22 protein-coding genes and 1 tRNA gene are annotated in these 22,227 nt (G+C 72.2%); 9 read left to right on the top strand and 14 right to left on the bottom strand.

The window, feature by feature from the left end; translation table 11 throughout:
• Nucleotides 1–6 precede the first annotated feature (6 nt).
• From VTA80_RS10095 to VTA80_RS10085, 3 genes are read left to right on the top strand one after another with little or no spacing between them, the layout of a single operon-like run.
• Nucleotides 7–561, top strand: a complete 555-nt coding sequence (locus VTA80_RS10095; protein WP_407345370.1) for a hypothetical protein — start codon at nucleotides 7–9, stop codon at nucleotides 559–561.
• 9 nt (nucleotides 562–570) lie between these two features.
• Complete coding sequence (locus VTA80_RS10090; RefSeq protein WP_407345745.1) at nucleotides 571–828, top strand: DUF222 domain-containing protein; 258 nt, start codon at nucleotides 571–573, stop codon at nucleotides 826–828.
• The gene (locus VTA80_RS10085; protein WP_407345369.1) at nucleotides 825–1,334 is read left to right on the top strand and encodes a DUF222 domain-containing protein; all 510 of its coding nucleotides are present in this window, start codon (nucleotides 825–827) and stop codon (nucleotides 1,332–1,334) included. The genes VTA80_RS10090 and VTA80_RS10085 overlap by 4 nt, the downstream gene beginning before the upstream one ends.
• Nucleotides 1,335–1,377: 43 nt before the next feature.
• Here VTA80_RS10085 and VTA80_RS10080 read toward each other — a convergent pair whose 3' ends face one another.
• From VTA80_RS10080 to VTA80_RS10060, 5 genes are all read right to left on the bottom strand, one after another.
• Entirely contained in the window at nucleotides 1,378–1,791 is a 414-nt protein-coding gene (locus tag VTA80_RS10080) for a heat shock protein transcriptional repressor HspR (protein WP_407345368.1), read from the bottom strand.
• A 113-nt stretch (nucleotides 1,792–1,904) separates the two neighbouring features.
• Complete coding sequence (locus tag VTA80_RS10075; RefSeq protein ID WP_407345367.1) at nucleotides 1,905–2,897, bottom strand: DnaJ C-terminal domain-containing protein; 993 nt, start codon at nucleotides 2,895–2,897, stop codon at nucleotides 1,905–1,907.
• A 100-nt stretch (nucleotides 2,898–2,997) separates the two neighbouring features.
• On the bottom strand, nucleotides 2,998–3,642 hold the full coding sequence (grpE, locus tag VTA80_RS10070) for a nucleotide exchange factor GrpE (RefSeq protein ID WP_407345366.1): 645 nt from the start codon (nucleotides 3,640–3,642) through the stop codon (nucleotides 2,998–3,000).
• A complete protein-coding gene (gene dnaK / locus VTA80_RS10065; RefSeq protein ID WP_407345365.1) occupies nucleotides 3,639–5,501 on the bottom strand; it encodes a molecular chaperone DnaK in 1,863 nt (620 codons plus the stop codon). Before dnaK ends, grpE begins: the two co-directional genes overlap by 4 nt.
• 197 nt (nucleotides 5,502–5,698) lie before the next feature.
• A complete protein-coding gene (locus VTA80_RS10060) occupies nucleotides 5,699–7,516 on the bottom strand; it encodes an ABC transporter ATP-binding protein (protein WP_407345364.1) in 1,818 nt (605 codons plus the stop codon).
• A 120-nt stretch (nucleotides 7,517–7,636) separates the two neighbouring features.
• Here VTA80_RS10060 and VTA80_RS10055 point away from each other — a divergent pair, with 120 nt between their 5' ends.
• The gene (locus tag VTA80_RS10055) at nucleotides 7,637–8,737 is read left to right on the top strand and encodes an N-acetyltransferase (RefSeq protein ID WP_407345363.1); all 1,101 of its coding nucleotides are present in this window, start codon (nucleotides 7,637–7,639) and stop codon (nucleotides 8,735–8,737) included.
• A gap of 131 nt (nucleotides 8,738–8,868) precedes the next feature.
• Entirely contained in the window at nucleotides 8,869–9,120 is a 252-nt protein-coding gene (locus VTA80_RS10050; protein ID WP_407345362.1) for a DUF4235 domain-containing protein, read from the top strand.
• A 28-nt stretch (nucleotides 9,121–9,148) separates the two neighbouring features.
• Here the strand turns inward: VTA80_RS10050 and mnhG are convergent, their stop codons facing one another.
• From mnhG to VTA80_RS10020, 6 genes are read right to left on the bottom strand one after another with little or no spacing between them, the layout of a single operon-like run.
• Complete coding sequence (gene mnhG / locus VTA80_RS10045; protein WP_407345361.1) at nucleotides 9,149–9,541, bottom strand: monovalent cation/H(+) antiporter subunit G; 393 nt, start codon at nucleotides 9,539–9,541, stop codon at nucleotides 9,149–9,151.
• Nucleotides 9,541–9,933: a monovalent cation/H+ antiporter complex subunit F gene (locus VTA80_RS10040; RefSeq protein WP_407345360.1), complete on the bottom strand. Its 393-nt coding sequence runs from the start codon at nucleotides 9,931–9,933 to the stop codon at nucleotides 9,541–9,543. The genes mnhG and VTA80_RS10040 overlap by 1 nt, the downstream gene beginning before the upstream one ends.
• Nucleotides 9,930–10,520, bottom strand: a complete 591-nt coding sequence (locus VTA80_RS10035) for a Na+/H+ antiporter subunit E (RefSeq protein WP_407345359.1) — start codon at nucleotides 10,518–10,520, stop codon at nucleotides 9,930–9,932. The genes VTA80_RS10040 and VTA80_RS10035 overlap by 4 nt, the downstream gene beginning before the upstream one ends.
• The gene (locus VTA80_RS10030) at nucleotides 10,517–12,121 is read right to left on the bottom strand and encodes a Na+/H+ antiporter subunit D (protein ID WP_407345358.1); all 1,605 of its coding nucleotides are present in this window, start codon (nucleotides 12,119–12,121) and stop codon (nucleotides 10,517–10,519) included. Before VTA80_RS10030 ends, VTA80_RS10035 begins: the two co-directional genes overlap by 4 nt.
• Nucleotides 12,118–12,633, bottom strand: coding sequence for a Na(+)/H(+) antiporter subunit C (locus VTA80_RS10025; protein WP_407345357.1), 516 nt, complete (start codon nucleotides 12,631–12,633; stop codon nucleotides 12,118–12,120). Before VTA80_RS10025 ends, VTA80_RS10030 begins: the two co-directional genes overlap by 4 nt.
• An 8-nt stretch (nucleotides 12,634–12,641) precedes the next feature.
• Nucleotides 12,642–15,638 (bottom strand): Na+/H+ antiporter subunit A, encoded by a 2,997-nt coding sequence (locus VTA80_RS10020; protein WP_407345356.1) that lies wholly within the window; start codon nucleotides 15,636–15,638, stop codon nucleotides 12,642–12,644.
• Between the two features lie 185 nt (nucleotides 15,639–15,823).
• On the opposite strand from VTA80_RS10020, the gene VTA80_RS10015 reads away from it, so the two are divergent.
• Nucleotides 15,824–18,064, top strand: a complete 2,241-nt coding sequence (locus VTA80_RS10015; protein WP_407345355.1) for a (Fe-S)-binding protein — start codon at nucleotides 15,824–15,826, stop codon at nucleotides 18,062–18,064.
• Here VTA80_RS10015 and VTA80_RS10010 read toward each other — a convergent pair.
• Nucleotides 18,015–18,851 carry a helix-turn-helix domain-containing protein gene (locus VTA80_RS10010; protein WP_407345354.1) on the bottom strand — a complete coding sequence of 279 codons (837 nt, stop codon included), beginning with the start codon at nucleotides 18,849–18,851 and terminating at the stop codon, nucleotides 18,015–18,017. The two genes, VTA80_RS10015 and VTA80_RS10010, sit on opposite strands and share 50 nt — an antisense overlap.
• A 118-nt stretch (nucleotides 18,852–18,969) precedes the next feature.
• Here VTA80_RS10010 and VTA80_RS10005 point away from each other — a divergent pair, with 118 nt between their 5' ends.
• Complete coding sequence (locus VTA80_RS10005) at nucleotides 18,970–19,422, top strand: DUF6157 family protein (protein ID WP_407345353.1); 453 nt, start codon at nucleotides 18,970–18,972, stop codon at nucleotides 19,420–19,422.
• 21 nt (nucleotides 19,423–19,443) lie between these two features.
• On the opposite strand, the gene VTA80_RS10000 is transcribed toward VTA80_RS10005, so the two are convergent.
• Both VTA80_RS10000 and dcd read right to left on the bottom strand, forming a co-directional pair.
• A complete protein-coding gene (locus VTA80_RS10000) occupies nucleotides 19,444–20,508 on the bottom strand; it encodes a hypothetical protein (RefSeq protein WP_407345352.1) in 1,065 nt (354 codons plus the stop codon).
• 6 nt (nucleotides 20,509–20,514) lie between these two features.
• The gene (gene dcd, locus VTA80_RS09995) at nucleotides 20,515–21,090 is read right to left on the bottom strand and encodes a dCTP deaminase (protein WP_407345351.1); all 576 of its coding nucleotides are present in this window, start codon (nucleotides 21,088–21,090) and stop codon (nucleotides 20,515–20,517) included.
• Between the two features lie 140 nt (nucleotides 21,091–21,230).
• Here dcd and VTA80_RS09990 point away from each other — a divergent pair.
• Together VTA80_RS09990 and VTA80_RS09985 are read left to right on the top strand one after the other, a co-directional pair.
• Nucleotides 21,231–21,304 (top strand) — tRNA-Gly (locus VTA80_RS09990).
• 388 nt (nucleotides 21,305–21,692) lie between these two features.
• The gene (locus tag VTA80_RS09985) at nucleotides 21,693–22,049 is read left to right on the top strand and encodes a hypothetical protein (protein ID WP_407345350.1); all 357 of its coding nucleotides are present in this window, start codon (nucleotides 21,693–21,695) and stop codon (nucleotides 22,047–22,049) included.
• Nucleotides 22,050–22,227: the final 178 nt, after the last annotated feature.

Below are 22,227 nucleotides of genomic sequence, written 5' to 3'. Positions count from 1 at the left end.
CGACCTGTGTCGTGGGTGGAGCCGTCGGCGGACCTGGCAGCTCTGTGGGCGGCGATGGACGCCGCGCTGGGTGAGCCGGTCGATCCGCGGGACTACGCGCAGGTCGCCGCCCAGCGGTTGGACGACTTCCACCTGGTGGAGCTGATCGCCCGGCTGGAACGCGACGCGTCGAGCGCGCGGGCCCACCAGCTCGCGGCGATCGAGGTGCTGTCGCGCCGGGAGTCGATGAACCCGTACTGGCCCGTGAAGGTCTCCCAGCCGAACGTGGCCGGGGAAGAGGTCGCCGCCGCCCTGGGGACCTCCCGGCAGGCCGGACGGACCCTGGTGGACACCGCCCACCTGCTGGCCGGCCCGCTGCTGCTCACCGGGGTCGCGTTGGAGGCCGGTCACATCGACTGGGGCAAAGCGAAGATCTTCGCCGCCGTCCTGGGTGACGTCGCGGTCCAGGTCGCGGTGGACGTGCAGGCCCGGGTGCTGCCCGGCGCGGGCCGGCGCACCCACGCCCAGCTACGCCGCGACCTGGCCAAAGCGTTGATCGTGGTGGACCCCACCGACGCCTAACAACGCACCATCCGCGCGGTCAAGGACCGCCGGGTGTGCCACCCCAAGGTCCTGCCCGACGGCATGGCCGGCATCTGGGCCGTCCTGCCCGGCGCCACCGCCGCCGCGATCGACACCGCCCTGTCCACCGCCGCCCGCACCACCAAGACCACCGGCGACCCCCGCACCCCCGACCAGCTCCGCGCCGACGCGTTCACCACCGCCCTGCTCGGCCACCCGGGCACGCAGGCCGCGGGCACGCCAGACGCGGGGTGCGGGTGGACGTGACGGTGTCCCTGGCCACGCTGCTCGGCCTGGACGACGCTCCTGGGGAGCTGGCCGGGTACGGGCCCATCACCGCACAGACCGCCCGCCGGCTCGCTACCGCCGGGACGTGGCGGCGGTTGGTGACCGACCCGGTCACCGGCACCGTCCTGGACGTCGGTCGGACCCGCTACCACCCACCGGCCGACCTGGCCCGGATCGTGCGCGCCCGCGACCGGCAATGCCTGTCCCCGATCTGCTCGATCCCCGCCCACCGCTGCGAGCTGGACCACCGCGAACCGTTCCACCCCGACGGCACCGGCGGAGCCACGTCCGCGGCCAACCTCGGCAACCTGTGCAAACGCGACCACCTGATCAAAACCCACGCCCGCTGGCGCCTGACCACCCGACCCGACCAGCCCGGCTCGTACACGTGGACCACCCCCACCGGGCACACCTACACCCACAAGCCCGAACCACCCCCCGGCCACGAACCACCACTCGACTGGGAGCCCGAACCACCGTTCTGACGCGTGCCTCGCGAGCGACTCGCGGGATCAGCGAACCGTGGGATCAGCGCTGCGACGGACGCCAGAGGACGAGCGCCCCGGGTGCCGGGGTCGTGCGACGGCCGCGCTGGCCGCGCGGTACGGCGACCACTTCTCCGCCGGGGCCGGCGGTGAACACCCGGTGACCGGGCTCGGCGAGGGCGCGCAGCACCTCGATCTGGTCGCGCAGGCGGTGAACCTCGGCCTCGAGCACGAGGATCCGCTTGATGCCTGCGAGGTTGATGCCCTCCTCGTGCGAGAGGCGCTGCACCTCGCGGAGGGTCGCGATGTCGCGCAGCGAGTAGCGCCGCCCACGCCCGCGGGCGCGGCCGGGTGAGACGAGTCCGAGCCGGTCGTACTGCCGCAAGGTCTGGGGGTGCATGCCGGCGAGCTCGGCGGCCACCGAGATCACGAAGACCTGCGCATCCTCCGGGACCATCTCATCCTCCGCTCACGCTGCTGCTCGTCGCTGAACTGCTGGCCGTCGAACTGCTCGTCGTCGAACTGACCTTCACCGTGGCCAACCGGGCCGATGGCCCGGCCGGTCCGGGATCACTCCGCGGCGCGAGCCGCCAGATCCGCGCGCGGGTCCTCGCTCGAGGTCGCCGCCGCGAAGGCCTCGACCGCCTCGCGCGCCGCCCCGGTGAGCTTCTGCGGCACGACGACCTGGACGGTCACCAGCAGGTCGCCGGTGCCCTTGGCCGTCGCGATGCCCTTGCCCCGCACGCGCAGCACGCGACCGGACGGGGTGCCCTCGGGCACGCGCAGCCGGACCGTGTCGCCGTCGAACGTCGGGGCCGTGACGGTGGCGCCGAGCGACGCCTCGTCGAACGTCACCGGCAGGTTGAGGCGCAGGTTGTTCCCCTCGAGGGTGAACACGGGGTGCGGGCTGACGTGCACCGTCACGACGAGGTCGCCGGCCGGACCGCCGGGTTCGCCGGAGCGCCCGCGTCCGCGCAGCCGGATCTTCTGCCCGTCGCGCACACCGGCCGGGATCCGGGCGGTCACGTTGCGCCCGTCCACGCCGAGCGTGACGGTCGATCCCTCGACCGCCTGCCGGAAGGGCAGGGTGGTCGTCGCGGCGAGGTCGACGCCGACCCGGGGGGCACGGAATCCCGCCCCGCCACCGGGGGCACCCTGGCCACCGCCACCGAAGAGCCCGCTGAACAGGTCCTCGAAGCCGCCGCCAGCGCCCTGCGGTGCGTACCGCGTGCGGCCGCCGCCACCGCCGCCGAACAGGCCGCCGAACTGGTCTTCGAAACCGCCCGAGCTGCCGCCGCGGCCGGAGCCGGCGTTGAACCGCGCCCCGCCCGCCATCGCGCGCAACTGGTCGTACTGCTGGCGCTGCTTGGGGTCGGAGAGCACCGCGTAGGCCTCGCCGACCTCCTTGAACTTCGCCTCAGCCTTGGCGTCACCGGGGTTGTGGTCCGGGTGCAGCTTGCGCGCGAGCTTGCGGAAGGACTTCTTGATCTCAGTCTCTTCGGCCGTCTTGGAGACGCCGAGCACCGAGTAGAAGTCCTTCTCCAACCAGTCCTGGCCGGTCATCGTGCCTCAATCTTTCGCCCATGGTTCCCGATGACTCGGCCGGGCACGTCCCGCGGGGCGACCCCGCGGAACGTGCCCGGCCGACCGTGCCGGCCCAGTGTCAGGCGTCCGGATCCGCGACCGCGACGCGCGCGGCTCGCACGACCCGGCCGCCGACCCGATGGCCCGGCTGCATCACGAGGGACACGGTCGGTTCGGTGACGTCGTCCGAGTGCTGGTGCATGAGCGCCTCGTGCACCTGCGGGTCGAACACCTCGCCGATCGCGCCGTACCGCTCCCAGCCGAACCGCGTGAGCGACGCCTCGAGCTTCTCGGCGATCGCCGCGAACGGCGTGCCCTCGAGCTCACCGTGCTGGCGGGCCAGCTCGATGTCGTCGAGGACCGGGATCATCGCCTCCAGGACCTGGCTCACGGCCTGGTCCCGGGCGACGCTGCGGTCCCGCTCGACGCGCCGACGGTAGTTCACGTACTCGGCCTGCACGCGCTGCAGGTCCCCGAGCCGCTCGTCCGCCAGCGCGACGGCGCCGATCAGCTCGGCGTCCGAGCCCGAGGGCTCGAAGTCGAGACCGGCGAGCGGGTCCCCCTGCTCACCGGCGAGCGCCTCGTCACCGGCCGGTGCGCTCTCGCGCACCGCGCCGGTCTCGGGGTCGATCCGCCGCTTGTCGGTCACCTTCGGGGGTTCGACGGGCCGACCGGGGTCGGGCTCGCCCTCCCCGGCCGCGCCCGTCACAGGGTGCTCAGTCACTTCGTCGGTTCCTCGTCGTCCACGATCTCGGCATCAACGATGTCGTCCTCGGGGTTGGCCGACGGCGCGTCGTCCGCCGGGGTCTCGCCCTCGGCCGGGGCCGCCGCGTTCGCGGCGTACAGGGCCTCGCCGATCTTCTGGCTGACGGTCACGAGCGTGGCGTGCTTGGCCTTGACCTCGGCGAGGTCGGTGCCGGCGAGCGCCGTCTTGAGCTCGGCGATAGCGGCCTTGACCTCGGTCGCGATCTCTTCGGGCACCTTCTCGGCGTTGTCCGCGAGGACCTTCTCGGTCGAGTAGACGACCTGCTCGGCGGAGTTGCGGGCGTCGGCCTCTTCACGCCGTTCCTTGTCCTCGGCGGCGTGCGCCTCGGCCTCCTTGACCATGCGGTCGATCTCGTCCTTCGGCAGCGCGGAGCCGCCGGTGATCGTCATCGACTGCTCCTTGTTCGTGCCGCGGTCCTTGGCGGACACGTGCACGATGCCGTTCGCGTCGATGTCGAAGGTGACCTCGATCTGCGGGACGCCGCGCGGGGCCGGCGCGATGCCGGTCAGCTCGAACGTGCCCAGCGGCTTGTTGTCCCGGGCGAACTCGCGCTCCCCCTGGAACACCTGGATGAGCACCGACGGCTGGTTGTCGTCCGCCGTCGAGAAGATCTCGCTCCGCTTCGTCGGGATGGCCGTGTTGCGCTCGATGAGCTTGGTCATGACCCCGCCCTTGGTCTCGATGCCGAGGCTCAGGGGGGTGACGTCGATGAGCAGCACGTCCTTGCGCTCACCCTTGATGACACCGGCCTGCAGCGCGGCGCCGACGGCGACGACCTCGTCCGGGTTGACGCCCTTGTTGGGCTCCTTGCCGCCCGTGAGCTCGCGCACGACGTCGGCGACGGCCGGCATCCGGGTGGAGCCACCGACCATGACGATGTGGTCGATGTCGCCGACCTTGACGCCCGCGTCGCGGATGACCGAGTTGAACGGCGCCTTGGTGCGCTCGAGGAGGTCGGCCGTCATCTGCTCGAACTGTGCCCGCGTGAGCTTCTCGTCCAGGTGGATCGGGCCGTTCTCGCTCATGGACAGGTACTGCATCGAGATGTTGGTGCTCGTCGCGGACGAGAGCTCCTTCTTGGCCTGCTCGGACGCCTCACGCAGCCGCTGCAGCGCGATCTTGTCCTTGGACAGGTCGACGCCGGTCGAGTTCTTCACCTGCTTGATCAAGTACTCGACGATGCGGTTGTCCCAGTCGTCGCCACCGAGCTTGTTGTCGCCGGAGGTCGAGCGGACCTGGATGGTCGAGAAGTCGTCCTCGTCCTTGCCCACCTCGAGCAGGGAGACGTCGAACGTGCCACCACCGAGGTCGAAGACCAGGATGAGCTCGTCTTCCTTGCCCTTGTCCAGGCCGTACGCGAGCGCGGCCGCGGTGGGCTCGTTGACGATCCGGAGCACGTTGAGGCCGGCGATCTGGCCGGCGTCCTTCGTGGCCTGACGCTGGGCGTCGTTGTAGTAGGCCGGCACGGTCACGACGGCGTCGGTGACGGGCTCGCCCAGGTACTCCTCGGCGTCACGCTTGAGCTTGCCGAGGATCCGTGCGGAGATCTCCTGCGCGGAGTACTTCTTGTCGTCGATGTCCACGGACCAGTCGGAGCCCATGTGACGCTTGACCGAGCTGATCGTGCGGTCGACGTTGGTGACCGCCTGACGCTTGGCGACCTCGCCGACGAGAACCTCGCCGGTCTTCGAGAACGCGACGACCGAGGGAGTCGTGCGAGCACCCTCCGCGTTCGCGATGACGGTGGGCTCACCACCCTCGAGAACAGAAACCACAGAGTTCGTGGTGCCGAGGTCGATTCCGACCGCTCGTGCCATGGTCATTTCCTCCACTGCGTGCTGGTGCCCGCGGCGACCTGCCCGGGCCTCTTGAGCCTGCTGCGCTCAAGTCTGCAGCTGCGTGCCGTTCAGTGCAAATCCGCGGCGCCAAACTTGAGTCTATCTGGCTCAACTATGCCCAGGGCACAAGCATTCCCGCTGATGGGCGCGGGGCCGGGTGAGATCCCGGCGCGGGTTCAGACGAGCAGCTGGTGCCCGGCGAGCTCGTGATAGAGGTCGCTGGTGGTCAACAGCTCGCTGTGGGTGCCGATCGCGACCACGCGGCCGACGTCGAGCACCACGATCTGGTCCGCCTTCGCGACGGTCGCGAGCCGGTGCGCCACGATCACCACCGTGCGCCCCACGGCGGCCGACGAGATCGCCGCCTGCATCGCCTGCTCGTTGCGCCCGTCGAGGCTCGAGGTCGGCTCGTCGAGCAGCAGCAGCGGCGCGTCGCCGATCAGCGCCCGGGCGATCCCGAGCCGCTGGCGCTCCCCGCCGGACAGGCCGGCACCGCCGTCGCCGACGACGGCGTCCAGGCCGTCCGGGTGCTGGTCGACCCGGGCGAGCAGGTTCACGGACGCGAGCACGCGCCGACACTCGTCGTCGGAGGTGTCGGGGGCAGCGAGGACGAGGTTGTCGCGGATCGTGCCGGCCAGCACCGGTGCGTCCTGCTCGACGTACCCGATCCGGGCCCGCAGCGCGGCGCGCTCCAGCAAGCGGATGTCCGCACCCTCAAACTGGATCGCGCCCCCGTCCACCTCGTAGAACCGTTCGACGAGCGCGAGCAGCGTCGACTTGCCGGCCCCCGACGGGCCGACGATCGCCGTCGTCGACCCGTACGGGACGGTGAACGTGACGTCGTCGAGCACGGCGTCGGCCCCGCGATAGCGGAACGAGACGCCCTTGAACGCGAGCATCGCGGGCATGGGCGCCAGCGCCGGAGAAACCGCCGGACCCGGCGACGTGGCCCGAGCCTCCGCGGCGACGTCGTCCTCGCTGGGGAGGTCGAGGATCTCCTGGATCCGGGCGAGCGAGCCGAGCGCGCCGCGCACCGTCGTGATCGCGCCGAACGACTGCGCGAGGGGCATCAGCATCATGGACAGGAACAGGATGAAGGTGATGAGGTCGGCCACCGACAGCGTCCCGGCGGCGACCCGGTAGCCGCCCACCCCGAGCACCGCCAGGAACGCACCCTGGACGGCCAGCCCGCTCACGGGCCACAGGATGGCGCCGAGGCGCGCGATCTGGACGCCGAGGTCGTACGCCGACTCGGCGTCGGCCTCGAGCCGGTCGCTCTCCCGCTCGGTCGCCCCGGTGGCGCGCACGGTGCGGATCGCCGAGAGCGCTCGCTCGACCCCGGCCGCGACCCGGCCGACGGCGGCCTGCGAGGCGCGGGTGAGCGTCTGGATCCGCGCGCTGGCGATCACGACGCTCAGGGCGGCGAGCGCGATCACCACCACGGTGATGCCCAGCAGCCCCGGGTCGATCACCGCCATCGCCACCAGGGAGCCGATGAAGACGACCGCGCCCCCGAGCGCGTCGACCAGCCCGCCGGTGAGGACCACCCGCAGCATCGTGGTGTCGGAGCCGACCCGGGAGACGAGGTCTCCGGTGCGACGCACGTCGTACTCGCGCACGGGCAGCCGCAGCAGGTGCCGGATCAGCTTGCGGCGGGCGCTGAGGACCACGCCCTCGGCGGTGCGATCCAGGAGGAAGTGCTGCACCGCGCCGAGGACTCCCGCGCCGAGCAGCAGCCCGACCAGGGCCAGGACCCAGGCGCCGTAGGGCTCGCCGGCCCCGACGGCCGTGATGACCCGGTTCACCGCGAGCGGCTGGGCCAGGCTGAACCCTGCGCTGAACACGGAGATGACCACGACCACGGTGATCACCCCGCGGTGCTCGGCGAGGTAGGCGAACAGGTCCCGCAGATGCGCCGGGGCCTCGTCCGCGGGGACCGACGGGCGTTCGGCACCGCCCTGCGTCTGGACGACCTGTGCTTCCGAGTCGCTCATGTGCACCCTCCCGGACGTCAGCCACCGACGGTGGCCCGCTCACGCTCGAACCGCCAGCGTAAGTCGGCGCACCCGAACAATTCGCGTGACCGGCTCGTCGGCCCGGGTCATCCTGAGGGGGTGCAGCCCGCCTGGCAGATCCTTCCCGTCCCCGTTCCCGCCTCGCTCGACGACGACGACGGCTGGGCGCTCCGCTCCCTGGCGGCCCTCGAGCGGGTCGTCTACGAGGCGACCTGGGGCAACCACGACCTCGCCTATCCGGCCCACGAGAGCCTCGTCAAGATGCGCGACCTGACCTATGTTCGGCGCGCGCACCTCGTCGCGGTCGCGCCCGATCGGCCGCGCGAGGTGCTCGGGGCAGCCCTGGTCCGACTCCCCCAGCAGGGCAACACCCACCTGCTCGAGGTCGACCTCCTGGTCCACCCGGAGCAGGAGCGGCGCGGGGTGGACGACGCGCTGCTCGCCGCCGTCCAGGCGCGCGCCCTCGCGGACGGGCGCCGGGTCGTGGTCCTGTCGAGCGAGCACACGCACGAGCCGGCGGCCGGCCACGCTGACACCCTCGAGGCGCCCACCGGGAGCGGCCGGATCTCGCGCGCCGACCCGGGGGCCGCGCTCGCGGAGCGGTTCGGGTTCACGCTCGAGCAGGCCGAGCGGTACAGCGTGCTCACGCTCCCGGTCGCCCCGGAGCGGCTGGCGACGCTGCGCGAGTCCGCCGCTGCCGCCGCCGGGCCGGACTACCGCGCGGTGACCTGGGAGAACCGCTGCCCGGACCGGTGGGTCGACGAGCTCGCCCGGCTCGAGACCCGCATGAGCACGGACGCCCCGTCGGCCGGGCTCGAGCTGGTCCAGGACCCGTGGGACGCGGCGCGGGTCCGCGTCGCCGAGGCGGAGATCGATGCGTCGGACCGCGACGTCCTCGTCACGGCGGTCGAGCACGTCCCGTCGGGCACGCTCGCCGGGTTCACCATGATCGAGTTCCCGCGGACCGACCCCGCGTTCGCCTTCCAGGAGGACACGCTCGTGGTGCGCGAGCACCGCGGCCGCAGGCTCGGCCAGCTCATCAAGGCGGTCAACCTCGAGCGCCTCGCGGAGCTCCGGCCGGGCGCGCGACGGCTGCACACCTGGAACGCCGAGGAGAACTCCTTCATGCTCGCGATCAACGTCGCGCTCGGTTTCGCGCCCACCGGCGTGTACGGGTTGTGGCAGAAGCACCTCGGCTGAGCGGCCGTCAGCCCTCATCCCGTGGCGATCGCCTGCGAAGAGGCGCCAAACCCACCGTTCCACACATCAGTTCCGGCCGCTCGGTTCCCCGCGGCACTAGCGTGAGCGGGTACCCCACCGAGGAGGTCCCCGTGGCCAACAGGCTCACCCAGTCCGCCAAGTCCAACCTGGTCGGCACCGTGCTCGCGCTGATCGGCGCCGTGCTCGCCCAGAAGGCCGTGTCCTTCGTCTGGAAGTCCGCGAGCGGCCATCAGCCACCCGACAGCGAGAGCGATGCCGGGCTCGGCGAGGTCGCCGCCGCCGCGATCGTCACCGGCGCGATGATGGCGCTCGTCCGGGTGCTGGCCGTCCGCGGCGCGCGGCGCGCGATTCTCGACGACTGACGCTCGGTCCCGAGCGCGACCGGGCCGGCTAGGTCCGGTCGCGCTCGGCAGCCTCGCGGGCGGCGGCGTCCTGGTCGGCCGTGAGCTCGTCGACGACGAGCAGCTCGCTGCGCACCTTGCCGGTCCGGTACCCCGCGCGTCCCACCATGTGCGACGCCACCGGTGAGGTGAGCAGCTGGAACGCCGCCACGAGCATGAGCATCCACACCGCGGGGCCGCTGCGCACCCGCAACGCAAGCCCGATCAGCACCAGGATCAGGCCGAGCACCTGGGGCTTCGTCGCGGAGTGCATGCGCGCGAGCAGGTCGGGGAACCGCACCAGGCCCACCCCCGCGGCGAACGCGAGCAGCGAGCCGCCGAGCAGGCAGGCCGCGGCCACGACGTCGCTCACCGTCGTCCAGCTCACCGTCGTCCAGCTCATCAGCGCACCTCCCCGGGGGCGAACCCGCCGTGGTGCTCGGAGTCGTCGCCGACGGCGTTCTCCTCGCGGTCGGCCTCGGCCCGCGCGGCCTCCTCGAGCGCGATCTCCTCGAGGGTGCGCACCTTGCCCTCCCCCTCGGGCTCGCGCGCGGCGAACCGGGCGATCGTCACCGAACCGACGAAGCCGACGAGCGACAGCACCACGAGCACCGGGATCGTGTCGGTCCGCCGGTTGAACGCGGCCTCGAGGCCGATGAACGCCACGAGCGTCGTCGTCACGACGTCGAGGGCGATGGTGCGGTCGAGCATGCTCGGACCACGTTCGGCGCGGAACACGGCCCCGGCGAGGGCGCCGGTGAGCAGCACGGCGCACACGATCACGACGATCGTCATGGGGTCCCTCCTGTCGATCGGTTCAGACCACGGGTCGAGGCCCGGACAGGGCCGAGGCCGGCGGCGGCGAGCTGCGTGTCGGACGCGATCGCCCGCAGCACCCGCTCCTCCTGGTCGAGCACCGACTGCCGCGCCGCCTCCACCCCGCCCGCGGTGTCGACGTCGAGCACGTGCAGGTACAGCGTGCGGGTCAGCCGGTGCGCCTCGACGACGATCGAGCCCGGCACGAGCGAGCACAGCTCCGCGGTCAGGGTGAGGTAGAGGTCGGACGAGCTGCGCAGCTGCACCCCGATCACCGCGCTCACCGGCGGCCCCGGCCGGAACGCCTGCACCCCGACCTGCACGCTCGCCACGACGAGGTCCCGCGCGAAGTGCGCGATCAGCCGGATCAGCCCGAGCGGTCGCAACCGGCCGCCCGAGGCGACCGCCGGCAGCGGCAGCAGGACGGTCACCGCGAACGCGACAGCGATCCCGGCGAGCACGTTGCCCAGCCGCAGGTCGCCCCACAGCAGGACCCAGACGATCGTGAGCCAGAGCATCGTCGGCCACTGGACGACGACGGCGCGGCGGCGCGGGTGCAGGCTCACGGGATCACCGTCCCGGTCGATGCGGGGTGGAGCGTCTCGGCCGCATCCGTCGCCGCCGCCGCGTCCCGGGCGACCTGGTTCGAGATGCCGGTGCCGCGACCGCCGTCGGGCAGCACGGCCGCGATGTAGCCGGCGCGGTCGCGCAGGTCGTGCGCGGCGCGCTCGGTGTAGGCGTACAGCGGGCCGGCCACGACCGTCAGGCCGATGCCGAACACGACGAGCGCAGCCGCGGAGCCGACCATGCCGCGCGGCAGGTGCACCGGCTCGACCGGGGCGGGCGCCGTCTGCCAGAACGCCTTGTTCCACGCCTTGACCAGCGCATACAGCGTGAGCAGCGACGTCACGACCCCGCCGGCCACGAGCGCGTACGTCATCGGCGTGCCCACGGCCACACCCGCCTGCAGCAGGCCGATCTTGCCGAGGAAGCCAGAGAACGGCGGGATCCCGGCCAGGTTCATCGCCGGGATGAAGAACAGCACCGCGAGCAGCGGCGCGATCTTGGCCAGCCCGCCGAGCTGGGCGAGCGACGTCGTGCCCCCGCGGCGTTCGATGAGTCCGGCCACGAGGAACAGCGTGGTCTGCACCGTGATGTGGTGCACCACGTAGAAGATCGCCGCGGCCATCCCGGCCTCGCTCGACAGCGAGATGCCGAAGATCATGAACCCGATGTGGCTCACCAGCGTGAACGAGAGCAGCCGCTTGATGTCGTTCTGCGCGACCGCGCCCAGGATCCCGACCAGCATCGTGGCCAGCGCCGCCCACATCAGCAGGTCGTCCGCACGGCCGCCCGGGAACAGCAGCGTCTGGATCCGGATGATCGCGTACACGCCGACCTTGGTCAGCAACCCGGCGAACACCGCCGTGACGGGCGCAGGCGCCGTCGGGTAGGAGTCGGGGAGCCAGGCCGACAGCGGGAAGATCGCCGCCTTGATCCCGAACGCGAGCAGCAGCAGCAGCTGCAGCGCGAGCGAGATGCCGGGGTCGATCTCGGGCAGCCGCTGCGCGAGCTGCGCCATGTTCACGGTGCCCGTCGCCGAGTAGGCCAGCCCGATCGCGAACAGGAAGATCACCGAGCTGAGCAGCGCCACGACGATGTAGATCGTGCCCGACCGGATCCGCTCGGCCGTCCCCGTGAGCGTGATCAGCACGTAGCTCGCAGCGAGCAGCACCTCGAACCCGACGTACAGGTTGAACAGGTCGCCGCTCAGGAAAGCGATCGCGATCCCGGCCGCGAGCACGAGGTAGGAGGGGTGGTAGATCGCGACCGGGGTCTCCTCGTCGCCGTCGGCCACGCCCTGCGCGAGCGAGTAGACCAGCACGCACAGCACGACCAGCGACGAGATCGCGAGCATGAGCGAGCTGAGCCGGTCCGCGACGAGGTTGATCCCGACCGGCGCCGACCAGCCGCCGACATCGACGATCAGCGGGCCCGAGCCCGACTGCGCGAACAGCAGCGCGACCGACGCGGCCAGCGTCAGAGACAGCACGACGAGGCTGATCACGCGCTGTGCGGACGCGTGCCGCCAGAGCGCGAGCGCGAGCCCGGCGCCGGTCAGCGGCAGCATCACGGGCAGCGGCACGAGCCAGGACAGGTCGCTCATCGCGGCACCTCCGGCGTCTCGGTGCCCGACGACGACCCGGTGCCCGACGACGGCTCGACCGCCGGCCCGGTCTCGTCGCGGGCCTCCGCGGCGTCGCGTTCGAGGTCCGCGCGCACGACGTCGGCGTCCGCATCGGCGAAGATCGGCTCGTCGCGCGCGGCGATCCGCGCGACGCGGAGGTCCTCGACGTCGTCCTGCACCTCGTCGTGGCGGTGCAGCTGCCAGGAGCGGTAGGCCAGCGCCATGAGGAACGCCGTCATGCCGAGCGTGATGACGATCGCCGTCAGCACCATGGCCTGCGGCAACGGGTCGCTCATCTCGTTGATCGGGGTCGAGCCGACGATCGGCGCGCCGCCCGCCGCGCCGCCGGCCACCAGGAAGCTGAGGTTCACGCCGTTGCCGAGCAGGATGATGCCGATCAGGACCCGGCTCAGGCTCCGCTCGAGCAGGAGGTAGACGCCGGTCGTCACGAGCACCGCGATGACGACGACGAGCAGCAGGTTCGGGCTCATGACATGGCTCATCGGGCGGTCCCCTCGGGGTCGCGGCCGGTCGGCGCGAGGGCGTCGTCGGCGCGGGCTGCCTCGCCCTGGCGGTCGATCTCGGCGCCCAGGCTGCGCAGCACATCGAGCACCAGGCCGACGACCACGAGGAACACGCCGAGGTCGAAGAACAGCGACGTGACCACGTGCACGGTCCCGATCAGCGGGATCTCGAGGTCGAGGATCACCGACTGCAGCGCCTGGCCGCCCGCGATGAGCGCGATCAGCCCGACCCCGGCCGAGAGGAACAGGCCCGAGCCGAGGAGCAGGCCCGGGTGCACCGGGGCGGCCTCGCCGAGCTCGTAGCGCCCGCCCGCGAGGTACCGCACGATCAGCGCGATGCCGACGACGAGGCCCGCCGCGAACCCGCCGCCGGGCGCGTTGTGCCCGGCGAACAGCAGGTACACCGCGAACACGATCAGCGTCGGAAACAGCAGCCGCGTAACCACCTCGAAGATGACCGACCGGCGCTGCGGGGCGAGCGTGCGCTCGGCGCGCAGCCAGGCGCGCGAACCGGTCCGGCGGGCGTCGTCGGGCGCGGGCGCGAGCACGCCGCGGCGGCGCAGCGCAGCCATCTCGTCGGGCTCACCGCCCCAGACCCGCGCGCCGGGCGCGTCCGCGTCGATCTCGCTCACCCGGTGGATGTCGCCGCTGCGCCGCTGCAGGAAGATCAGCGACGCGACGCCGGTCGCGGCCACCAGCAGCACGGCGATCTCGCCCATCGTGTCCCAGGCGCGGATGTCGACCAGCACGACGTTGACGATGTTCTCGCCGCCGCCGAACGAGTACGCCTCGTCGGGGAAGTCGACCGACTGGGGCAGGTGGATCCGCGCGCCGGGCGCCACGAGCGTCAGCCCGGCGACCGTGACGCCGACCGCCAGGGCGAGCGCGAGGCGCAGCCAGCGGCTCGCGGCCAGCGGGCGGTCCGAGAAGTACGCCGGCAGGCGGCGGAGCACGAGCACGAACACGACCACGGTGATCGTCTCCACGAGCACCTGCGTGAGCGCGAGGTCCGGGGCGCCGTGCAACAGGTACAGCACCGCGATGCCGTACCCGGAGATGCCCAGCAGCACGACGGCCTTCAGTCGCCGTCGGGCCCGCACGGTGAGGATCGCGGCGACGACGACGACGCCCCCGGCGAGCAGCTGGCCGGCCGAGTCCCACACCCGGACGTCGGTCGGCAGCGACGTGCCGGTGACCAGCGCGGTGCCGCCGAGCGCGACGAACACGACAAGGATGCCGGCGAGGTAGAACGGCAGCGAGCCGCGCTGGGTCAGCGCGGTGACGTCGGCCGAGAAGTCGTCGAGCCGGCGCATGAAGCGCCGGTAGACCAGGTCGGCCTCCGGACCGGTCCGCAGCGCGGCCTGGAACTTCTCGATCGGCCGGCGCCCCCAGAACGCGAACGCGCCGCCACCGAGGATCACCGCGGTGAGCGCGAGGGTGGGCGTGAGGCCTGCCCACAGGATCAGGTGCGACGGCTCGCCGAGCGGGTAGGTGTCGGCGTACGGCGCCAGCACGTTCTCACCGAGCCCGGGCAGCAGCGCCGCGACCAGGCCGAGGACCCCGAGCACGAGCGCGGGCCATACGAGCAGCCAGGACGGCCGGGAGATGCTCGGCGGGACGCCCGGCCCGGTGCGCTCCGGCTCCCCCGGCGCCGTCGCGGGGTGGGTCACGGACCGCTTGATGGCGAACGCGCCCCAGTAGAACCGCAACCCGTAGGCGACCGTGAATCCCGACCCGACCACGACGGCCCCGAGGACCACCCAGCCGACCCAGCCGTCGGCGTCGTGCTGGAGCGCCTCGAGCGCGGCCTCCTTGGCGACGTAGCCCGCGAAGGGCGGCAGCCCGATCATCGACGCCGTCGCGAGACCGGCCGCGAGCGCGGTGAACGGAAGGGCCCGCCCGACGCCGGACAGCCGGCGCAGGTCGCGGGTCCCGGTGGCGGTGTCGATCACGCCGACGGACAGGAACAGGGCGGCCTTGAACATCGCGTGCGCGCCGAGCATGGCCAGGCCCGCGAGCGCGGCCGCCTTGGTGCCCAGGCCCACGAGCAGCACGAGCAGCCCGAGCTGGCTCACGGTCCCGAACGCGAGGATCAGCTTGAGGTCGTGCTGGCGCAGCGCGCGGTAGCCGCCGAGCAGCAGCGTGCCGCAGCCGAGCACGGTGATCATCACCTGCCACACGGTCAGTTCCGCATAGGCCGGCGCGAACCGGGCCACGAGGTAGACACCGGCCTTGACCATCGCGGCGGCGTGCAGGTACGCGCTCACCGGGGTCGGGGCGGCCATCGCGGCCGGCAGCCAGAAGTGCAGCGGGATGAGCGCGGACTTGGTGGCCGCCCCGCACAGGATCAGGGCAGCAGCGACGGGGATCGCGGCACCGTGCGGGGGGTTCGCGATGACGGCGGACAGCTGGTAGGTCCCGGCGTCGGCCCCGATGAGGATCAGGCCGACGAGCATCGCGAGGCCGCCGGTCGTGGTGATGATGATCGCCTGCATCGCCGCGCGCCGGCTCGCCTTGCGGTCGGCGTAGTGGCCGATCAGCAGGTAGGAGAAGACGGTGGTCAGCTCCCAGAACGTGTACAGCAGCATGAGGTTGTCGGCGACGACGAGGCCGAGCATCGTGCCCGCGAACGCGACCAGCACCGCGCCGAACCGGCCCAGCCCGCCGGCGGTCGCCGCGAAGTACGCCGAGGAGTAGACCAGCACGAGCGCGCCGATCCCGCCGACCAGCACGACCATCAGCCACGACAGCGTGTCGAGCCGGAACGCGAGCTCGAGGTGCAGCCCGGGCACCCACTCGACGAGCTCGACGGGCCCGTCCCCGCGCATGACGGCACCGGTGTGCGCCAGGGCCCAGACCATGGCCGACGCCGGCGCGAGGGCCAGCACGAGGTAGGCGCGCCGCCCGAGCCAGGACACCAGCACCGGGGCGGCGAGCGCCATCACGAAGTGGGCGGCAAGCAGCAGCAGCACGTCCACTCCGTCCTCTTGGTGGGCGGTTGGTCAGTTGTCTCGCGTGAGGCGGTTTGGCAGGTGCGTGTAGACGCGCTCGGCGAGATCGCCGACCGGGGTGCCGAACAGGGTGTGGACCGAGGATAACAAAGCCGCTGCGCGGACGGCCTGCGCCGGGAGATGGGGCGCGGCATTACCGTGTCCGCGTGGACATCCTGCGAGCGGTTGCGGTCGGCCTCGTCGTCATCGGTTCGGTGGTCGGCGTCGCGATCTTCGCCCGCGGGGTGCGCGAGATCTTCCGGACGGTGCGGGTCGGGCGCCCCGCGCCGGAGCGCGCCCGGCCGATCGGCCGGCGCACCGGGGTGCTGGTGCGCGAGGTGCTCGGGCACGAACGGTTCAAGCACCGGCCCGAGATCAAGGTGGCGCACTGGGTCGTGATGGTGTCGTTCCCGGTGCTGTTCCTCACGCTGCTGACCGGGTACGGGCAGGTCGCGAACCCCACGTACTCGCTGCCGTTCATTGGCCACCTCATCCCGCTCGAGTGGGCCATCGAGGCGATCGGGTGGGCGTCGCTGCTCGGCATCCTCCTGCTGATCGTGGTCCGCCAGGTGAAGCACCCGCGACGCTCCGGCCGCTCGTCCCGGTTCTTCGGGTCGAACCAGGGCCAGGCGTACTTCGTCGAGGCGACCGTGCTCGCCGTCGTGCTCTGCGCGCTGACGCTGCGCGGCCTGGAGTACGCGCTGGCCGCCCAGGTGCCGGACACCGCGCACCTCGCGACCGCGTGGCACTTCCCGCTGACCGCGTGGTTCGGCGCCTCGTGGGTGCCGGTCGCGCGCGGGACGCTCGAGGCCGCCGTCATCGTCATCTCGTGCGTCAAGATCCTCGTGTCGATGTCGTGGTTCGTGGTGGTCGGCCTGCAGCCCGCGATGGGCGTCGCGTGGCACCGGTTCCTCGCCGTGGTGAACATCTACGCCCGGCGCGAGACCGACGGCGGCCCCGCGCTCGGACCGCTCCAGCCGCTGCGCGGCGCGGACGGCAAGCCGCTCGACCTCACCTCGCTCGAGGACCTGCCCGACGACGTCCGGCTCGGCGTCGGCGCGATCGAGGACTTCACGTGGAAGGGGCTCCTCGACTTCGCGACCTGCACCGAGTGCGGGCGCTGCCAGGACCAGTGCCCCGCCTGGAACACCGCCAAGCCGCTGTCGCCGAAGCTGCTGACGATCGCGCTGCGCGACCACGCGTACGCGACCGCGCCGTACCTGCAGGCGGCGGGCGCGGCGACCTCGGGTGGCGACGGGAAGACTTCGGGCATCGACCCGCACGCGATGCGCCTGATCGACAACGTGATCGATCCCGAGGTGCTGTGGGCCTGCACCACGTGCGGCGCGTGCGTCGAGCAGTGCCCGGTCGACATCGAGCACGTCGACGCGATCGTGGACATGCGGCGCTACGAGGTGCTGATGGAGTCCGCGTTCCCGTCCGAGCTCGGCGGCATGTTCACCAAGCTCGAGCGCAAGGGCAACCCGTGGGGCATGGCGCCCAAGGCCCGGCTGGACTGGGCGAAGGGTCTGCCGTTCGACGTCCCCGTCGTCGGGCGGGACGTCGAGGACGCGCGCGGCGTGGACTACCTGTTCTGGGTCGGGTGCGCGGGCGCGTACGAGGACCGCGCGAAGAAGACCTCGCGGGCCGTGGCCGAGCTGCTGCACACCGCGGGCGTGCGCTTCGCGGTGCTCGGTGACGGCGAGTCCTGCACGGGCGACCCGGCCCGGCGCGCGGGCAACGAGCTGCTGTTCCAGACCCTCGCGGCCGGGAACGTGGAGACGCTGAACGAGGTCGGGGCGCGTGCGATCGTCGTGACCTGCGCGCACTGCTTCAACACCCTCTCGCGCGAGTACCCGCAGCTCGGCGGCACCTACGAGGTGATCCACCACACCGAGCTGCTCAACCGCCTGGTCGCGGAGGGCCGGCTGACGCCGGTCCCGTTCGAGGCAGCCGACGTGGCGCAGGTGGTGAACCTCGCCGGGGCCGGTACGCCCGGGGCGCAGGTCGTCACCTATCACGACCCGTGCTACCTCGGGCGGCACAACAAGATCTACGCGCCGCCGCGCGACCTGCTCGGCGCGCTGCCCGGCGTCGAGCTCGCCGAGATGCCGCGCAACTCCGAGCGCTCGTTCTGCTGCGGCGCGGGCGGCGCGCGGATGTGGATGGAAGAGAAGACCGGCACGCGGATCAACTCCGCGCGCGCCGCGGAGGCGGTCGCCACCGGCGCCGAGACCATCGTCACCGCGTGCCCGTTCTGCACGGTCATGCTCGGCGACGGCGTCGCCGCGCAGGCCACGGCCGACGGCGGGCCGGCCCCGCGCGTGGTCGACGTCGCGCTGCTGCTGCTCGAGCGGATCAACCGCCCTGAAGCCGACGCAGCGAGCGGACGTACGCCCCCGGGGTGAGTCCGACCGCGGTGCGGAAGTCGTTCACGAGGTGCGCCTGATCGGTGTACCCGAGGCTCACGGCCACGGCGGCGACGTCGGGCGGGTCCGGGGCCGAGAGCAGCCTGGCGACCTCCTGCAGCCGCACCCACCGACCGACCCACTTGGGCCCCTGCCCGAGGGTGCCCCGCAGCGCCCGCTGGATCGTGCGCTCGCTGACCCCGAAACCGCGCGCGAGCGTGGGACCGTCGACGGGAGCGCCCCCGGGGGTGAGTGCGGCGACGACCGCGTTGGCGAGCCGATGCGGTGCCGGGACCGGCCGCTCGGCGAGCAGCTCGGGGAGGACGGCGTTCGCGGCGTCCGCGTGGGCGTGGGGCGTCGTCGCGACCGCGATCCGCCTGAGCAGCTCGAACAGCCGGGGGTCGAGGTCCGGGGTCACTGGGAGGGTGGCGTCGGCGATCCGCTCCGGCGAGAGGTCGCTGACCACCGCGAGCCCGGCGGGCCGCAGCCGGATCCCGAACACCGTGCCCGACCCGGTGATGTCGCGCTCCCACGCCCGACGGTGCACCCCCGTGACGATCAGCGGCCCCGGGACGTCGCCCGCCTCGATCGTCAGCGTGACGCCCGGGGTCGCGATGATGCGCTGCGTGATCGACTCCCCCGGGTTGAAGTTCCAGCGCACCGACCACAGGCTCTCGACCACCGCGGCCACCGCGGCGTCCGGCTCGAACCAGCGGGCCCCGTAGCGGGCGAGGTTCTCGGGGTAGAGCACGCCGGAGCGCTCGTCGGTGCGGATCTCGCGCTCCATGAGTCGAGTGTGCCCCCGTCGCCTTTTTCCAAGACCTGCACGCGCGGCCCGCGGCACGGTCGTGTTCGAGAGCGGTAGACACCGCCGGAAGAGACCCAGGACCAGGGAGGTTCCGCACATGGCGAAGATCCACACCACCAACTACCTCGACACGTTCATCGCCGTCGCCGACGACAGCGCCGCGATGGCCGGCACCGTACCGCCGTCGCGCACCGAGCCGAGCGTCGCGGAGCTGACCCACGCGATGATCGCGGCGAACCCGTACCGGTACACGTCCGACGACGTGATCTTCACGGTGTGGGCGGACCGTCGCGGTCTCGACCCTCAGGATCGCCCGGCTGCCCGCGCCCAGTTCTTCGCCAAGGGCCAGCCGTGCCTGCGATCCAGCGACCTGGGCAAGCGCTACGGCTGGGGCGTGCACTCCGACGCCGAGGGCCGGGTGGCGATCTACGCCGTCGAGTCGGCCCAGTACGCGCGACTCGTTGCCGGCGTCGATCCGTCCGGCGGCGCCGCGACCGTCACGCGCGCGATGCGCTCAGGCCGCACCTCTGCGTCGTCGTCGGGCAGGTGAGAGCCGAGGCGTGACGCGGGGCTAGAGGTCCGCGGGGTCCACGAGGAACTCAGCCGCGTCCACGACCTCGCCGCCGACCGCGACGTACACCTCGCGCGCCAGCGCGCTCACCAGCGGCTGGGCGCGGCCCCGCGCGACCCGGTGCGCGAGCGAGGGCCGCTCGAGCTCGAGCTCCTGGAAGTCATCCGCCTGCCAACGCACGTGATACGCGATCGTCCCGTTGGCCGCCCACGGCAACGAGGAGAGTACGAGCGGGACGACGTCCTCCCCCGCCACCTCCAGGACGAGCAGCCCGTCGATGCCCATGTCGGCCTCGATGCCGTAGCCGGTGAGCTCGTCCGGAGCCGACAGCGCCGCGACGTCGTAGGCGTCGGCCTCGGCGTGCAGGTTCTTGCGGAGCGCCTCGCTCAGCCCGGAGGCGCCGGGCACCTGACGCACGCCGGTGCCGGGCGGTGGCCCGGCCCACGGCACGGGGTCCATCGCCAGCTTCGCGCGGGGCATCACCCGCTGCATCACCGCGAGCGCGACCGGTGGCGCAAGCCAGACGTCGGAGAACACCGTCAGGTCGATGGTCGCGTCGGCGTGCGGGACCAGCACGACGCCGCTGTCGGCGATCCGGACCGCCCCACCCAGCCGCCGCGCTGCGGCCACCAGCCAGGAGGCCACCCGCTCCTCGTCCCGGATCGGGGTGCCTGCCGGGAACGCGCGCCCCAGCCCGTCCCGGTCGCCGCCGGGGTACGGCGGATCGCCCCGCTCGTGCGGGGTCTCGACGACGAAGACCGTCGTGCATGACACCGGCAGCCCGAACTGCGCCGCGTCGTTCGGGTCGAACGAGTACGGGCCGACCAGCCGGGAGTGCCGGGAGAGCCGCAGCACCCGCGGGCTCGGCCCGCCGCGGGACCAGCGCCCGCCGGGGTTCGCCCGGGCCGCCGTGGCGGCCAGGTCCCAGCCGGCGGCGAGGAACCGGCTGACGGCCAGGGCCTCGACCTCGTCCTCGCCGACCCCGTCGGGGAGCGCCAGGAGATGACACTCGAGCGCCTCCGGTCCGACCGACGAGAACGGCGGCAGCTCCTGCCCGACGGCCATGGGCGACTACACCTCGGTGCAGTGGAAGTTCTGGAACGACCGTGACGCCGTCGGCCCGCGCTGCCCCTGGTACCGCGACCCGGAGTGCGTGGAGCCGTACGGGAACTCGGCGGCCGACGAGAGCCGGAAGAAGCACAGCTGGCCGATCTTCATGCCCGGCCAGAGCGCGATCGGCAGCGTCGCCATGTTCGACAGCTCCAGGGTCACGTGCCCGGTGAACCCGGGGTCGATGAAGCCGGCGGTGGAGTGCGTGAGCAGGCCCAGTCGCCCGAGGGAGGACTTGCCCTCGAGCCGCGCGGCGATGTCGTCCGGCAGCGTGACGGCCTCGTAGGTCGAGCCGAGGATGAACTCGCCGGGGTGCAGGATCAGCGGCTCCCCCTTCTCGACCTCGACCAGGCGGGTGAGGTCGGGCTGGTCCAGCGACGGGTCGATGACCGCGTACTTGTGGTTGTCGAACAGGCGGAACAACCGGTCCAGCCGGATGTCGATGCTCGACGGCTGGATCATCGCCGGGTCGTAGGGGTCGAGCACGACGCGCCCGGAGTCGAGCTCGGCACGAATGTCACGGTCGGAGAGCAGCACCTGGCAACGGTAGCGCCCGGAAAGACCGGGTCCGTGCGCGGCCGTGTGAGCGTCCTGGCGCTGACGCGGCGGCTTCGGGTCCGCGCCACGGGTTCGGTTAGGTATGCTCGGTGCCGCGCACCCGCCATGGTGGGGCACGCGCGGGTGTAGTTCAGTGGCAGAACTTCAGCTTCCCAAGCTGATAGCGCGGGTTCGATTCCCGTCACCCGCTCCATGTTTGTACAGGTCAGGGGCTTGCGGCGGCTTCGTACGGCTCGCCGGATGACAGTTGAGGCCATTTCGCTCCATTACGTAATGGAGCGTAGAGGCACCGCGGCCCGGGACCCATGCGGTCGCGTACGCCCCGAACCGACTCAGGCTGGCGTTGCTGGCCATCGCTGACCTGCGACGATGCACCCGCGTGAGGAATGCAGGCATTCAGCTTTCAGGCTGATTGCCAGAGTTCTGTCTCGACGAGACCGATGCGCTCGTCCAGCCGGGACAGCCAGACCGGGTGGCCGGTACGAGCGAGTCGGCCGGGGCCTGTACCGGCTGCGCACTTCCCGAGCAGCGCGCACGAGCATGTTGTCAGTGCGCGGCTGGCCCTGCGCGGAGCGGGAGCGGTGGTCTCCCAGGACAGCGCCCTGGAGCTGTTGGACCTCGCGGACGTCATCCCGGACGTCGTGCACCTGTCGGTCCCCCGATCGCAGCGGGGCCAACGCCCACGCCCCGGCGTTCGGATGCACACCCTCCTCCGCCCGCTCGCCCCCCACGAGACCCGGCCCGTCGCCGGTGTCGTGGCCACGTCACCCGAGCGAACGCTCCTCGACTGCGCTGCCAGCGGCACCGCGCCGGAGCAGGTCGAGCGCGCCATCGCTCAGGCGATGGCGCGCGCGCTCACCACGCCCCGCCGTCCCACCCAAGCCGTTCGCACCCGGACCGAAAACGCTCCGGGACCTCATCGCCACCGCCCTGGGTGAGACCCGCCAATGACGTACGCAAGCGCGGTCACCTTCCGACGCGCCCTGGAAGACCGGCTCAACGTGCTTGCCATCGCCGACCCGTCACCGACCAGTCAGAACGGGTAGCGAGCCGAATCCAGAACGAGTCACACCCGCCAGGCGGAGCCGACAATACTGGCCATCACTTACAAGGAAG

The organism is Pengzhenrongella phosphoraccumulans, assembly GCF_045689905.1.
In the GTDB taxonomy this organism is placed as follows: Bacteria; Actinomycetota; Actinomycetes; order Actinomycetales; family Cellulomonadaceae; genus Pengzhenrongella; species Pengzhenrongella phosphoraccumulans.
This window is presented reverse-complemented; position numbering and strand designations above follow the sequence as displayed.

Bases quoted from the DNA above. Each gene is read 5' to 3' on its own strand.
- VTA80_RS10080 (WP_407345368.1), bottom strand. From the start codon at position 1,791: ATGGTCCCGGAGGATGCGCAGGTCTTCGTGATCTCGGTGGCCGCCGAG.
- VTA80_RS10025 (WP_407345357.1), bottom strand. From the start codon at position 12,633: ATGAGCCCGAACCTGCTGCTCGTCGTCGTCATCGCGGTGCTCGTGACG.
- VTA80_RS10040 (WP_407345360.1), bottom strand. From the start codon at position 9,933: ATGACGATCGTCGTGATCGTGTGCGCCGTGCTGCTCACCGGCGCCCTC.
- VTA80_RS10010 (WP_407345354.1), bottom strand. From the start codon at position 18,851: ATGGAGCGCGAGATCCGCACCGACGAGCGCTCCGGCGTGCTCTACCCC.
- VTA80_RS10060 (WP_407345364.1), bottom strand. From the start codon at position 7,516: ATGAGCGACTCGGAAGCACAGGTCGTCCAGACGCAGGGCGGTGCCGAA.
- VTA80_RS10075 (WP_407345367.1), bottom strand. From the start codon at position 2,897: ATGACCGGCCAGGACTGGTTGGAGAAGGACTTCTACTCGGTGCTCGGC.
- VTA80_RS10005 (WP_407345353.1), top strand. From the start codon at position 18,970: ATGGCGAAGATCCACACCACCAACTACCTCGACACGTTCATCGCCGTC.
- VTA80_RS10000 (WP_407345352.1), bottom strand. From the start codon at position 20,508: ATGGCCGTCGGGCAGGAGCTGCCGCCGTTCTCGTCGGTCGGACCGGAG.
- dnaK (WP_407345365.1), bottom strand. From the start codon at position 5,501: ATGGCACGAGCGGTCGGAATCGACCTCGGCACCACGAACTCTGTGGTT.
- VTA80_RS10030 (WP_407345358.1), bottom strand. From the start codon at position 12,121: ATGAGCGACCTGTCCTGGCTCGTGCCGCTGCCCGTGATGCTGCCGCTG.
- mnhG (WP_407345361.1), bottom strand. From the start codon at position 9,541: ATGAGCTGGACGACGGTGAGCTGGACGACGGTGAGCGACGTCGTGGCC.